Source organism: Mycobacterium persicum, assembly GCF_002086675.1.
Taxonomy (GTDB): Bacteria; Actinomycetota; Actinomycetes; order Mycobacteriales; family Mycobacteriaceae; genus Mycobacterium; species Mycobacterium persicum.
Map to the genome: position 1 here is coordinate 20,237 of NZ_MVIF01000003.1, position 13,995 is coordinate 34,231.

Annotated in this window: 9 protein-coding genes; 7 read left to right on the forward strand and 2 right to left on the reverse strand. The window is 66.2% G+C overall.

Translation table 11 applies throughout. The annotated features are described in order from the left end of the window. Position 1 precedes the first annotated feature (1 nt). The 3 genes from BST40_RS02050 (at position 2) to dnaE (ending at position 5,403) form a co-directional block, all read left to right on the forward strand. Entirely contained in the window at positions 2–805 is an 804-nt protein-coding gene (locus BST40_RS02050) for an SDR family NAD(P)-dependent oxidoreductase (protein WP_083153257.1), read from the forward strand. Between the two features lie 547 nt (positions 806–1,352). Beyond that, the gene (locus BST40_RS02055; protein WP_083153259.1) at positions 1,353–1,784 is read left to right on the forward strand and encodes a type II toxin-antitoxin system Rv0910 family toxin; all 432 of its coding nucleotides are present in this window, start codon (positions 1,353–1,355) and stop codon (positions 1,782–1,784) included. A gap of 67 nt (positions 1,785–1,851) precedes the next feature. Next, complete coding sequence (gene dnaE / locus BST40_RS02060; protein ID WP_083153261.1) at positions 1,852–5,403, forward strand: DNA polymerase III subunit alpha; 3,552 nt, start codon at positions 1,852–1,854, stop codon at positions 5,401–5,403. 7 nt (positions 5,404–5,410) lie between these two features. Here dnaE and BST40_RS02065 read toward each other — a convergent pair whose 3' ends face one another. Next, positions 5,411–7,825, reverse strand: a complete 2,415-nt coding sequence (locus tag BST40_RS02065; RefSeq protein ID WP_142276697.1) for a glycosyltransferase — start codon at positions 7,823–7,825, stop codon at positions 5,411–5,413. 297 nt (positions 7,826–8,122) lie between these two features. Between BST40_RS02065 and fadD11 the strand changes: the two genes are divergently transcribed. Next, complete coding sequence (fadD11, locus tag BST40_RS02070) at positions 8,123–9,967, forward strand: fatty acid--CoA ligase FadD11 (RefSeq protein WP_083153265.1); 1,845 nt, start codon at positions 8,123–8,125, stop codon at positions 9,965–9,967. Beyond that, positions 9,964–11,847, forward strand: coding sequence for a lysophospholipid acyltransferase (locus BST40_RS02075; protein WP_089024978.1), 1,884 nt, complete (start codon positions 9,964–9,966; stop codon positions 11,845–11,847). The genes fadD11 and BST40_RS02075 overlap by 4 nt, the downstream gene beginning before the upstream one ends. A gap of 7 nt (positions 11,848–11,854) precedes the next feature. Here BST40_RS02075 and BST40_RS02080 read toward each other — a convergent pair whose 3' ends face one another. Further along, positions 11,855–12,085, reverse strand: coding sequence for a hypothetical protein (locus BST40_RS02080; protein WP_075546152.1), 231 nt, complete (start codon positions 12,083–12,085; stop codon positions 11,855–11,857). Positions 12,086–12,197: 112 nt separating this feature from the next. Here BST40_RS02080 and BST40_RS02085 point away from each other — a divergent pair, with 112 nt between their 5' ends. Beyond that, entirely contained in the window at positions 12,198–12,635 is a 438-nt protein-coding gene (locus BST40_RS02085) for a nitroreductase family deazaflavin-dependent oxidoreductase (RefSeq protein WP_075546153.1), read from the forward strand. Between the two features lie 33 nt (positions 12,636–12,668). Further along, positions 12,669–13,961 carry a threonine ammonia-lyase gene (gene ilvA, locus BST40_RS02090; protein WP_083153269.1) on the forward strand — a complete coding sequence of 431 codons (1,293 nt, stop codon included), beginning with the start codon at positions 12,669–12,671 and terminating at the stop codon, positions 13,959–13,961. The last annotated feature ends 34 nt before the right edge of the window (positions 13,962–13,995 follow it).

Consider the following 13,995-nt stretch of genomic DNA (forward strand, 5'->3'; position numbering starts at 1 on the left):
CATGAGTCTTCCCAAACCGAACAAGCAGGCCACCGTCGTCATCACCGGCGCTTCTTCCGGCATCGGAGTCGAACTGGCTCGCGGTCTGGCCCGCCGCGGCTTTCCGCTGATGCTGGTCGCGCGGCGCCGCGAGCGCCTCGAGGAACTCGCCGATCAATTGCGCGGGGAGTTCTCGGTCGAGGTCGAGGTTTTGCCGCTCGATCTGGCCGATGCGCAAGCCAGAGCGGAGCTGGCCGATCGCCTGGGCGCCGACGAGATCGCCGGTCTGTGCAACAGCGCGGGCTTCGGCACCAGCGGCCGCTTCTACGAGCTGTCCCCGGAACGCGAAAGCGAGCAGGTCACACTCAACGCGCTGGCCCTCATGGAACTCACCCGCGCAGCACTGCCCGGCATGGTGGACCGCGGCGCCGGAGCGGTGCTCAACATCGCATCGATCGCCGGGTTCCAGCCGATTCCGTTCATGGCGGTGTACTCGGCATCCAAGGCCTTTGTGCTGACCTTTTCCGAAGCAGTCCACGAGGAACTGCACGGCACCGGTGTGTCGGTGACGGCGTTGTGTCCGGGGCCGGTGCCTACCGAGTGGGCCGAGATCGCCAGCGCCGAGCGGTTCAGCATTCCCATCGCGCAAGTGTCGCCGCGTGACGTGGCCGAAGCCGCGATCGCCGGGATGCTGGCCGGTAAGCGCACCGTGGTGCCGGGCGCGGTGCCCAAGTTGGTCAGCACCGGCGGCAGATTCGCACCGCGTACCCTGTTGCTGCCCGCGATCAGGATCGGCAACCGGCTGCGCGGGGGGCCCGGTAGCTAGGCCGGCTCGGTCTCACCGGTCGCATCTGTCGCTGAACGGGTAGGCATGCGATTTGCCCACCTCCGCGCGACAACTGGCAGCCGTGGATGTTGCGCGCGCTGCCGGGTTGTCGCTCACAGCGGTCATGGGGCTGCGCCCGATGTGGGGAGAAGGAAATCGCGTGCCGGTGGGGGTTGGGGCGGCGCCTGGCGGCGTCGAGTGTGCCGTGGGGGGTTCTCGGGTGTGCGTCGGCGGCGCCGAGCGTGTGCTGGCAGCGTCGAGTGTGCTTCTGTGGCGTCGAGTGTGCGTCTGTGGCTTCGACATTGCCTACAGGGCGGTGATCGGGCAATTCTTACGCCCTCGACGCACACTCGACGCCACAGACGCACACTCGACACCACACGGCAAGAAGGGGATCCATTGCGGGCGGAGACTTCTGTGGCGGATGTGACCACGCCTTGACCGGAAGGCATGATCCGACAGCTTGACGGGTCCACGTGTCCGCCCAGGTGCGCCACCCCGCGGGCGGCGGCCCGGCCCGCATCGTGGCCACGGTTAGGCTCATCCGATGGCTTCTGTTGAGATGACCGCCGACGTTCCGATCACCCCCCACGACACCTGGGAACACGTCTCCAATCTGTCGGAGTTGGGCGATTGGCTGGTGATCCACGAGGGATGGCGCAGCGAGCTGCCGGACGAACTGAGCGAGGGCGTCGAAATCGTGGGGGTGGCCCGGGCCAAGGGCATGCGCAACCGGGTCACGTGGACGGTGACCAAATGGGACCCGCCGCACGAACTCGCGCTGTCCGGCTCCGGGAAGGGCGGCGCCAAATACGGCGTTACCCTCACGGTCACGCCGACCAAGGACGGGTCCAGCCTCAGCTTGCGCCTCGAGCTGGGCGGTCGTGCGTTGTTCGGGCCGGTGGGTTCGGCGGCGGCCCGAGCCGTCAAGGGCGACGTGGAAAAGTCGCTGCAGCAGTTCGTCGAGCTGTATGCCTAGCGACCACAAGACACACTCTGCGACACGCCCGAAAGCCGTCGGTGCTCAGTCATAGACTGGCGTCCCTATGAGCGGTTCATCTTCGCGGTCCTTCGTGCACCTGCATAACCACACCGAGTACTCGATGCTGGACGGTGCCGCGAAGATCACTCCCATGCTGGCCGAGGTCGAGCGGCTGCAGATGCCGGCGATCGGGATGACCGACCACGGAAACATGTTCGGCGCCAGCGAGTTCTACAACTCGGCAACACAGGCCGGGATCAAACCGATCATCGGCGTCGAGGCGTATATCGCGCCCGCTTCTCGTTTTGATACCAGGCGCATCTTCTGGGGCGACCCGAGCCAGAAGGCCGACGACATCTCGGGAAGCGGCTCCTACACCCACTTGACGATGATGGCCGAGAACGCCACCGGCCTGCGCAACCTGTTCAAGCTGTCATCGCTGGCATCCTTCGAGGGCCAGCTGAGCAAGTGGTCGCGCATGGATGCCGAGCTCATCGCCGAACACGCCGAAGGAATCATCATCACCACCGGCTGTCCCTCGGGTGAGGTGCAGACCCGCCTTCGCCTCGGCCAGGAGCGTCAGGCGCTGGAGGCGGCGGCCAGATGGCGCGAGATCGTCGGGCCGGACAACTACTTCCTCGAGCTGATGGATCACGGGCTGACCATCGAACGGCGGGTCCGCGAGGGACTGCTCCACATCGGCCGCACCCTCAACATTCCACCGCTGGCCACCAACGACTGCCACTACGTGACCCGCGACGCGGCCCACAACCACGAAGCGCTGCTGTGCGTCCAAACCGGCAAGACCCTGTCGGACCCCAATCGTTTCAAGTTCGACGGCGACGGCTACTACCTCAAGTCCGCCGCCGAAATGCGACAGATCTGGGACGACGAGGTCCCCGGCGCCTGCGACTCCACGCTGCTGATCGCCGAACGCGTGCAGTCCTACGCCGACGTGTGGACTCCGCGTGACCGGATGCCGGTCTTCCCGGTTCCCGACGGCCACGACCCCGCGTCCTGGCTGCGCCACGAGGTGGCCGCCGGGCTGCGCCGACGGTTCCCCGACGGACCGCCCGAGGGCTACGTCACCCGCGCGGACTACGAGATCGATGTGATTTGCGCCAAGGGTTTTCCGTCCTACTTCTTGATCGTCGCCGACTTGATCGGCTACGCGAAGTCGGTGGGCATCCGCGTCGGACCCGGCCGCGGCTCCGCCGCCGGCTCCCTGGTCGCCTACGCCCTGGGTATCACCGACATCGACCCGATACCGCACGGTCTGCTGTTCGAGCGGTTCCTCAACCCCGAGCGCACGTCGATGCCCGATATCGATATCGACTTCGACGACCGCCGACGTGGTGAGATGGTGCGCTACACCGCCGACAAGTGGGGCCACGACCGGGTAGCCCAAGTGATCACCTTCGGCACCATCAAAACCAAAGCGGCACTGAAGGACTCGGCCAGAATCCACTACGGCCAACCCGGCTTCGCGATTGCCGACCGGATCACCAAGGCGCTGCCGCCGGCCATCATGGCCAAGGACATTCCGCTGTCGGGCATCACCGATCCGGCCCACGAGCGATACAAGGAAGCCGCCGAGGTCCGCGGCCTGATCGAAACCGACCCGGACGTCCGCACCATCTACCAGACCGCGCTCGGCCTGGAAGGCCTGATCCGCAACGCCGGCGTGCACGCTTGTGCGGTCATCATGAGCAGCGAGCCGCTGACCGAGGCCATCCCGCTGTGGAAGCGGCCGCAGGACGGGGCCATCATCACCGGCTGGGACTACCCGTCGTGTGAGGCGATCGGCCTGTTGAAGATGGACTTCCTGGGTCTGCGCAACCTGACGATCATCGGCGACGCGATCGACAACATCAAGGCCAACAAGGGAATTGATCTCGACCTGGAATCGGTGTCGTTGGACGACAAACCCACCTATGAGCTACTGGGCCGCGGCGACACCCTGGGTGTGTTCCAGCTCGACGGCGGGCCGATGCGCGACCTGCTGCGCCGCATGCAGCCCACGGGTTTCGAAGACATCGTCGCGGTGCTCGCCTTGTATCGGCCCGGCCCGATGGGGCAGAACGCGCACAACGACTACGCCGACCGCAAGAACGGCCGGCAGGCGATCAAGCCGATCCACCCGGAGCTTGCGGAACCCCTCGAGGAGGTCCTGGCCGAGACCTACGGCCTGATCGTCTACCAAGAGCAGATCATGCGCATCGCGCAGAAAGTGGCCGGTTATTCGCTGGCCCGAGCCGATATTCTGCGCAAGGCGATGGGCAAGAAGAAGCGCGAAGTGCTCGACAAGGAGTATGAAGGCTTCTCACAGGGCATGCAGGCCAACGGATTCTCCTCCGGCGCCATCAAGGCGCTGTGGGACACCATCCTGCCGTTCGCCGACTACGCGTTCAACAAATCGCACGCCGCGGGCTACGGGCTGGTCTCCTACTGGACGGCCTACCTCAAGGCCAACTACCCGGCCGAATACATGGCCGGCCTGCTGACCTCGGTGGGCGACGACAAAGACAAGGCCGCCGTCTATCTGGCCGACTGCCGCAAGCTGGGCATCACCGTCTTGCCGCCGGACGTCAACGAGTCGGGGCTGAACTTCGCGTCGGTGGGCGAGGACATCCGCTACGGCCTGGGCGCGGTACGCAACGTCGGCGCCAACGTCGTAGGTTCGCTGATCCAAACCCGTAACGACAAAGGCAAATTCACCGACTTCTCGGACTATCTGAACAAGATCGACATCTCGGCGTGCAACAAGAAGGTCACCGAGTCGTTGATCAAAGCGGGGGCGTTCGACTCGTTGGGCCATGCTCGCAAGGGTCTTTTCCTGGTCCACACCGATGCGGTGGACTCGGTGCTGGGCACCAAGAAGGCCGAGGCGATGGGGCAGTTCGACCTGTTCGGCGGCAACGACGACGGGACCGGCAGCGCGGACCCCGTGTTCACCATCAAGGTCCCCGACGACGAGTGGGAGGACAAGCACAAGCTGGCCCTGGAACGGGAGATGCTGGGCCTGTACGTGTCCGGGCATCCGCTCAACGGGGTGGCACACCTGCTGGCCGGTCAGGTCGATACCGCCATTCCGGCGATCCTGGACGGTGATGTGCCCAACGACGCCCAGGTGCGGGTGGGCGGCATTCTGGCGTCGGTCAACCGACGGGTCAATAAGAACGGAATGCCTTGGGCCTCAGCGCAATTGGAAGACCTCACCGGTGGAATCGAGGTGATGTTCTTCCCGCACACCTATTCCAGCTACGGCGCCGACATCGCCGACGACGCCGTGGTGCTGGTCAACGCCAAGGTCGCGATCCGTGACGACCGGGTTTCGTTGATCGCCAATGAGCTTGTGGTGCCCGACTTTTCCAACGCGCAGGCGCAGCGGCCGCTGGCCGTCAGCCTGCCTACCCGGCAGTGCACCTTCGACAAGGTGAGTGCGCTCAAGCAGGTGCTGGCGCGTCATCCCGGCACCTCGCAGGTGCACTTGCGGCTCATCAGCGGGGACCGGATCACCACGCTGGAGCTCGATCAGTCGCTGCGGGTGACGCCCTCGCCGGCATTGATGGGGGACCTCAAGGAGCTGCTCGGTCCGGGGTGCCTGGGCGGTTAGGGCTTAGTTAGCAGCCGGATCGCAGCGCGAAAAGTTCCGGATGGACCATGTCCAACGGCCCGGTCATGGCGGGCCATCCGTGCTCCTGGGCGACCTCGTCGGTGGCGTAGACGAGCACGTTCTGCCGATACCACCACTCGCACCGGGTGTCCCACCACAACCGGCCGCGGAGCAGATCGTAGGGCCGATAGCCGTGGGTGGCGAACAGCGCCGCCCAGAAGCTCGGCCACCTCTCGTTGATGTGTCCGGTCCCACCCTGGCCGGGGACTGCTGCTGAGAAGACGATCACGTCGCCGTGTCGACACAGGCTGTCGACGAGCGTCTCGGCGGCCTCCGGCCGCAGGTGCTCGGCCACTTCCAGGCAGGTGACCAGGTCGAATCGACGACCCAGGTCCAGCGGGGTGGTCAGGTCATGGTCGATGAAGCGGTCCGCGGGAATGCACAGCTGAGCGCGCGGGACATAATCGCCGTCCACTCCGATGGCGTCGACGCCGTTGTCCAGCCAGGTCGCGACCCAACCGCCTACCCCACAGCCAACGTCGAGGACCGAGCTGGGCCGGGTCAGCGCGGCCAACATTGGCACCATCACCATGGCGGAGGCGGACGATCCCGCGGCCTGCCCGTCGTAGAACGCCGGTGTGTACAGCGTGGCTTCGCTACCGTCGCCGGCGATGCAGAGCACCTCGTCGAGGCTGGCGGTGCGCATCCCTGCCGCCCTTGCCCGCTGCCCGAGTTCGGCGATCGAGTCGATAACACCAGCCCGGTCCAGTCGTGCGGTGTCGAACATCGCCGGGCCGTGCGCGGTCTCCTTGGTGAGCAGGTATCGCCCGGCCTCGGGTGTTCGGCGCACCGCCTGCTCTGGTGCGCTGGCGCTGGTCAGCTTGACCGCATCGGCGAGGTTGATGCCCACCTGATACACCAGCGGTTCGGCTTCGAGCACCGCCGTGAGGCGGGTGATCAGGTTTTCGGGTGCGAAGAATCGCCAGCCCTGGCCCAGGTGTAGCCACAACCGTGCGTCGATCTGAGCGCGGATTTGCCCGAGCTGAGCGCCGTTGCGAACGACTTCGAGGAATTCGTAACGCTGGCATAGTGTTTGGCGATCCGGGCCGGACAGGCCGGCATCGATGACCAGGAAGCGTCCGACCCGCGAGACGTCGGTGCAGCAGCGCAGAAATGAGTTCAGCGTGCGCTCGGTGGCAGCCAGATCCGGCCCGGCGATCAGGCTGACGACCGCCCCGGCGTGGGGTTGGCCCGGGCGCGGCAGGGACGCCAGTAGCGGGGGATCGGGGTAGGCGGACGCTGCCTCGATCATCGTCGGCGCGCAGATGTCGCGATTTTGCGCGATCCGTTGGCGTTCGTTCTCCGGGATGTCGGATCGGGCCAGCACACGCCGCCACAGCGTGAACGCCTCGGCGTGCTTGCCGATCCAGGACGCGCACACCGCTTGTTCGTCGGCTATCCGCCAGTTGTAGATGTCGGCGCGGACAAACAACATGTCCTGGTCGGGAAACGGGATCTCGGCGGCACGCTTGGCGAACTCGTAGCCGAGCTGGTAGCACCCATCGGTGCGGTAGCGGGCGGCGATCGCAAACAACGGCTCGGCTCGGGTCGGCCGAAACTCCCACGCCCGCAGGTAGGCGTCGCGCACGTCAGGCCACGGTTCGTTGAGCTCGCCCATCGACACCGCGACCCGCCACAACGCGTAGTAGGGCTCCTCCTCCCAGCCGCCCATCTCGGCTCGGCGCGCATACCACGTGCGCGCGTTGGCGAAATCGCCAAGGTCGTAGTAGCTCTGGGCCAAATAGAAGACCGACCGCGCGTCCGCGGGGTTGCGTTCAACTTCGGCCAGCAACAGATCACGGTCGCGTCCATACTTCTGCCCAGACAAGTTGCGGGCACCGCGTTGACGATCTTCGACGTGGTATTGGCCCTCCAGGCGCGCCTCCACGCAGTGGTCGAAGTCCCACATCGGGGCCTCGTGAGTGACGCCCACCCACCGCACCCGCACCCCGTCGCGGAACAACTGCGAGCGATAGTAGCCGTGGGCATTGCACAGGTAGCGCACCCAGTAGACGTCGGCGCCCAGGCCCGCGAAATCGGGTGTGCCCACCAGCAAGTCGTCGGCGTCGACCACCCAGACGTAGTCGCCATGGCCCTGGGCCAGAGCCAGCGCCTCGGTGCGGTTGTCGCCGAAGTTGCGCCACGGGCGTTCGTACAGCTCACCGGGAATGCCGAGCCGGGCCATGTGGTCGCGAATGAGGTCCTGAGTCTCGTCGTCGGAGCCGGTGTCCACGATCACCCATGAGCCGATGTAGGGCGCCACGGAGTCGAGCGCCTCGGCGACGATGTGTGCCTCGTTTCGCACGATCATGTTGAGGCAGATCGCCGGCCGCTCCGAGTGCTCTGCCCCTGGGTCGGACACCGCAAAATCGTACCCAGCGATCGCGCGTCGGATTGCCGATATGTGCGGCCGGGACAGACCTCGACCAGCCACTCCGGCCGCGGCGACTGGGGCGCTCGATCCGGGGATGGTCAGTCACACCCGGCTTCTATCTCCCAGATACCTTGATGGCCAACAGAATCCGTCCCGCCCACAGCTCAACCTGGGGTGCGGGCGCCAGGCGCGGGCTTCCATGCCCGGCGATCACCGACGTACGCTCACCGATGTGAGCGGGCAGCGCTGATTCGCACACGATGAAGCCGCGAAGGAGAGGGACGGATGACCACGACCGAGCGCCCGGCCACCATGTGCCAGGCTTTTCAGCAAACCGCGGCCGTCGACCCGGATGCGGTGGCACTGCGGACCCCCGGTGGCGCTCAGACGCTGACCTGGCGCGAGTACGCGGACCAGGTGCGCCGCGTTGCCGCCGGCCTTGCGGGTCTGGGGGTCGGGCGCGGCGACACGGTTTCGCTGATGATGGCCAACCGCATCGAGTTCTATCCGCTGGAAGTGGGCGCCCAACACGTTGGCGCCACGTCGTTTTCGGTCTACAACACGCTGCCCGCCGAGCAGCTGACCTACGTGTTCGACAACGCCGGCACCAAGGTGGTGCTCTGCGAGGAGCGATACGTCGACCGCATCCGGGCCAGCGGCGCGCCGATCGAGCACATCGTCTGTATCGATGGTTCACCGGAAGACACGCTCTCGGTGGATGACCTGTACGCGGCCGCGCTCGGCGACTTCGACTTCGAGGCGGCCTGGCGCGCGGTCCGGCCCGACGACGTCGTCACCCTCATCTACACATCCGGAACCACCGGAAACCCCAAGGGTGTAGAGATGACGCACACCAATCTGCTGTTCGAGGGCTACGCCATCGATGAGGTGCTCGGCATCGAGTTCGGTGACCGGGTCACGTCGTTTCTGCCGTCGGCGCATATCGCCGACCGGATGACCGCGCTGTATCTCCAGGAGATGTTCGGCACCCAGGTCACGGTGGTTTCCGACGGTCGCGCCATCGCGGCGGCGTTGCCCGACGTGCGGCCCACCGTGTGGGGTGCGGTACCCCGGGTATGGGAAAAGCTCAAAGCCGGAATCGAATTCACGGTCAGCCACGAGACCGACGAGATGAAGCGACAGGCACTGCAGTGGGCGATGTCGGTGGCCGCCAGACGCGCCGAAGCGGTGCTCGCCGGCATGCCGATCCCCGATGAGGTCGCGACCGAATGGGCAATGGCCGACGAGCTGGTCTTGTCGAAGCTTCGCGAGCGGCTTGGCTTCGGGGAGCTTCGGTGGGCGATCTCGGGCGCCGCGCCGATCCCGAAGGAGACCCTGGGTTTCTTCGCCGGCATCGGCATACCGATCGCCGAGATTTGGGGGATGTCCGAGCTGAGCTGCGCGGCCACCGCGTGTCACCCCCGCGACGCACGGCTGGGCAGCGTCGGCAAGCTGCTGCCCGGGCTGGAGGGCAGGATCGCCGACGACGGCGAATATCTGGTCCGCGGCCCGCTGGTGATGAAGGGTTACCGCAAGGAGCCGGAGAAGACCGCGGCGGCCATTGATGCCGACGGTTGGCTGCACACCGGCGACATTTTCGACGTCGACGAGCACGGCTACCTGCGGGTGGTCGACCGCAAGAAGGAGTTGATCATCAATGCGGCCGGAAAGAACATGTCGCCGGCCAACATTGAGAACACCATCCTGGCAGCCTGCCCGATGATCGGCGTGATGATGGCGATCGGTGACGGGCGCCCTTACAACACCGCGCTGCTGGTTTTCGATGCCGACTCGGTCGGTCCGTACGCCGCCCAGCACGGGCTGGCCGACGCCTCGCCCGCTACCCTGGCCGCCGACCCCGAGGTGATCGCCCGGATCGCGGCCGGCGTGGCCGAGGGCAACGCCAAACTCTCCCGGGTAGAGCAGATCAAGCGCTTCCGGGTACTGCCCACCGTGTGGGAGCCCGGCGGTGACGAGATCACGCTGACCATGAAGCTCAAGCGGCGCCCGATCCTTGCCAAGTACGCCGCCGAGATCGAGGAACTCTACGCGGCCGAGCCGGGGCCGGACGTCCACGAACCGGCCGGCTCGGAGTCCGCACGACCGGCATCGCTGGGGGTGCGGCGGTGACGGCGCGCGAAGCGGGTCGGGTTGCGGTGCGAAAGCTGCTGCAGCGCACCGGAATTATCGACGAATCGATCACACCGCTGTCGACCGACCCGGCGGAGGTCGTCCAGTTGCTGGGTACGCCGTGGTACGACGACCGGCTGGCCAGGCTGGCCAACGAACTCGGGCGTGATCCGGACAGCGTGCGCGCCGAAGCCGCGGGCTACCTGCGGGAGATGGCGGCCTCGCTCGACGAGCGGGCCGTGGAGGCGTGGCGGGGTTTCAGTCGCTGGCTTATGCGGGCCTACGACGTGCTCGTCGACGAGGACCAGATCGCCTCACTGCGCAAGCTGGATCGCAGGGCGACCCTGGCGTTCGCCTTCTCGCATCGCTCGTACTTGGACGGCTTACTGCTGCCCGAGGTGATCCTGGCCAATCGGCTGTCAGCGGCGCTGACCTTCGGCGGCGCAAACCTGAACTTCTTCCCGATGGGTGCGTGGGCCAAACGCACCGGGGCCATCTTCATCCGGCGCCAGACCAAAGACATTCCCGTTTATCGGTTCGTGCTGCGCGCCTACGCCGCACAGCTGGTGCAAAACCATGCCAACCTCACCTGGTCGATCGAGGGCGGCCGGACCCGGACTGGCAAACTACGCCCTCCGGTGTTCGGGATCTTGCGCTACATCGCCGACGCCGTCGACGAAATCGACGGTCCGGAAGTGTATTTGGTGCCGACATCCATCGTGTACGACCAGCTGCACGAGGTTGAGGCCATGACCACCGAGGCCTACGGTGCGGTGAAACCACCGGAAGACTTGCGCTTCCTGATCCGGCTCGCGCGCCAGCAGGGTGAACGGCTCGGCCGCGCCTACCTGGACTTCGGCGAGCCGCTGCCGTTGCGCAAACGCCTCGAGGAGTTGCGGGCCGACGAATCGGGGACCGGGACCGAGATCGAACGCATCGCCCTCGACGTGGAGCACCGCATCAATCGTGCCACGCCGGTGACCCCCACGGCGGTGGTCAGTCTGGCGCTGCTGGGCGCCGACCGCTCGCTATCCATCAGCGAGGTGCTGGCCACGGTGCAACCGCTGGCCAGCTACATCTCGGCGCGCCACTGGTCGGTGGCCGGCGCGGCGGACCTGACGAACCGCTCCACGATCCGCTGGACCCTGCACCAAATGGTGGCGTCGGGGGTGGTTCGCGTCTACGAGGCCGGCACCGAAGCGGTCTGGGGCATCGGTGAGGACCAGCACCTCGTCGCCGCGTTCTATCGCAACACCGCAATCCATATCTTTGTCGACCGTGCCATCGCGGAGATGGCATTGCTGGCGGCCGCAGAGATCGCCGAAGGTTCCGCTGAAGGTTCGGTGTTGCCGGCGACCGTGCGCGACGAGGCGCTGCGCCTTCGCGAGCTGCTGAAGTTCGAGTTCCTGTTCTCGGCGCGTGCGCAATTCGAGAAGGACCTCGCCGACGAAGTACGGCTGATCGGGCCGGTGGAAGACACCACCAAGGCGGCCACCGCGGAGCAGGTGCGGCGGCTGCTGGAGTCGGCCGATCTGCTGCTGGCGCATCTGGTGTTGCGGCCGTTCCTGGACGCCTACCACATCGTCGCCGATCGGCTGGCTGCCTGCGAAGACGTCGTATTCGACGAGCAGGCGTTTCTTGCCGAGTGTCTGCAGGTGGGAAAGCAGTGGGAATTGCAGCGCAGAATCGCCAACGCCGAGTCGCGGTCGATGGAGCTTTTCAAGACCGCACTTCGGCTGGCTCGCCATCGTGAGCTGGTGGATGAGGCCGGCTATTCCGACGCCCAGGACATCGCCCAACGGCGGCGTGAATTCGCTGACGAGATTGCGACCGCAATAAAAAGGGTGAACACGATCGCCGAGTTGGCCAGAACGCGGTGAACCGCAGTTAGCGCTGGGCCGGCATCGACACCTTCAAAACCAGTCCGACCACGATTCCGGCGGCGGTGGCTCCCAGGACCGACGCGGCTGCGCTGGTTGTCAGCACCCCGAGCACTACCAGGGCGACGACCCCGGCGACCACGGCGAACAGCTTGTGCCGCGGCCAGGGCACACCCGCGATCAGCACGTCCGCATTATTCGGGGCGGCGAACGAGCGCAATCGCTCGGCTGTGGTCATAAATTCAGCATACCGGTGACTTTGGTTTCGGATCACCGAAGTTGGCGGCGGGTGGCGCGATGTCGGCGGTGTCACCGGCGACCAGACGGGCATACCTCTCTACAGTGTGCTTATGCCGTTGAATGGTGAATACGCGCCCAGCCCCCTCGACTGGTCGCGTGAACAGGCCGACAAGTACACGGAATCCGGTGGGACCGAAGGCACCGAAATGCAGGGCAAACCCGTGGTGCTGCTGACCACCGTCGGGGCCAAAACCGGCAAACTCCGCAAGACGCCGCTGATGCGCGTGGAGCATAACGGCGAGTACGCCATCGTCGCCTCGCTGGGCGGGGCCCCGCAGAACCCGGTGTGGTACCACAACGTCAAGAAGAATCCGCGGGTCGAGCTTCGGGACGGCACCGTCACACGTGACTACGAGGCCCGCGAGGTATTCGGCGACGAGAAGGCCACGTGGTGGGGCCGGGCCGTGCAGGCCTGGCCGGACTACGCCGAATACCAGAAAAAGACCGACCGCCAGATCCCGGTGTTCGTGCTGACGCCGGTGAGCTGAGTCGCCCGGCGGCTGGCATGGCACCATTGATCGGTGTCCGCTGAACCGAGCCAGGGCCCGAGCAGCCTGCCGCTGCTGTCGGCGGCCGACATCGACAGTGCGGCGAAGCGGATTGCCCCGGTCATCACACCGACGCCGTTGCAGCGCAGTGACCGGTTGTCGGCGATCACCGGCGCGACGGTCTATTTGAAACGCGAAGACCTGCAGGTGGTGCGCTCCTACAAGCTGCGGGGAGCCTACAACCTGCTGGTGCAACTGACCGATGAGGAGCTGGCCGCCGGCGTGGTGTGCTGCTCTGCGGGTAACCACGCGCAGGGCTTCGCTTTCGCCTGCCGGGCACTGGGGGTGCACGGCCGCGTTTATGTCCCGGCCAAAACACCCAAACAGAAGCGAGACCGAATCCGCTACCACGGCGGGGAGTTCATCGAATTGATCGTGGGCGGGGCGACCTATGACCTGGCCGCCGCGGCGGCGCTGGAAGACGTTCACCGCACCGGCGCCACGCTGGTACATCCCTACGACGACCTGCGGACCATTGCCGGCCAGGGCACCATCGCCGTCGAAATCCTGGCCTCGCTCGGCCCGATCGTCCACGAGCCCGACCTGGTGGTGGTGCCGGTCGGCGGCGGCGGCTGCATCGCCGGTATTACCACTTACCTGGCGGAGCGAACGACAACCACTGCGGTGTTGGGTATCGAGCCGGCCGGGGCCGCCGCGATGATGGCCGCGCTGGCCGCGGGCGAGCCGGTGACGCTGGGCCACGTGGACCAGTTCGTGGACGGCGCCGCGGTCAGCCGGGCCGGGACGCTGACGTATACGGCGCTGGCAGCCGCCGGGGACATGGTGTCGATCACCACCGTCGACGAGGGCGCGGTGTGTACCGCGATGCTCGATCTCTATCAGAACGAGGGCATCATCGCCGAACCGGCGGGCGCCCTGTCGGTGGCCGGCTTGCTGGAAGCCGACATCGAGCCCGGGTCCACCGTGGTCTGCCTGATCTCGGGTGGCAACAACGACGTGTCGCGGTATGGCGAGGTGCTCGAGCGTTCGTTGGTTCACCTGGGCCTCAAGCACTACTTCCTGGTGGACTTCCCGCAGGAGCCCGGTGCGCTGCGCCGGTTTCTTGACGGGGTGCTCGGTCCCACCGACGACATCACGTTGTTCGAATACGTCAAGCGCAACAACCGCGAGACCGGCGAAGCCCTGGTAGGTATCGAGCTTGGGTCGGCCGCGGACTTGGACGGACTGTTGGCCCGAATGCGGGCGACCGACCTTCACATCGAAGCCCTCGAGCCGGGTTCGCCGGCCTACCGCTACTTGCTGTAACCGCTGGTCGACGCCCGGACCGCCGGGTTCCCTT

Excerpts from the sequence above, each read along its gene's own strand:
- fadD11 (WP_083153265.1), top strand. The coding sequence starts at position 8,123 with ATGACCACGACCGAGCGCCCGGCCACCATGTGCCAGGCTTTTCAGCAA.
- dnaE (WP_083153261.1), top strand. The coding sequence starts at position 1,852 with ATGAGCGGTTCATCTTCGCGGTCCTTCGTGCACCTGCATAACCACACC.
- BST40_RS02080 (WP_075546152.1), bottom strand. The coding sequence starts at position 12,085 with ATGACCACAGCCGAGCGATTGCGCTCGTTCGCCGCCCCGAATAATGCG.
- BST40_RS02050 (WP_083153257.1), top strand. The coding sequence starts at position 2 with ATGAGTCTTCCCAAACCGAACAAGCAGGCCACCGTCGTCATCACCGGC.
- BST40_RS02055 (WP_083153259.1), top strand. The coding sequence starts at position 1,353 with ATGGCTTCTGTTGAGATGACCGCCGACGTTCCGATCACCCCCCACGAC.
- BST40_RS02085 (WP_075546153.1), top strand. The coding sequence starts at position 12,198 with ATGCCGTTGAATGGTGAATACGCGCCCAGCCCCCTCGACTGGTCGCGT.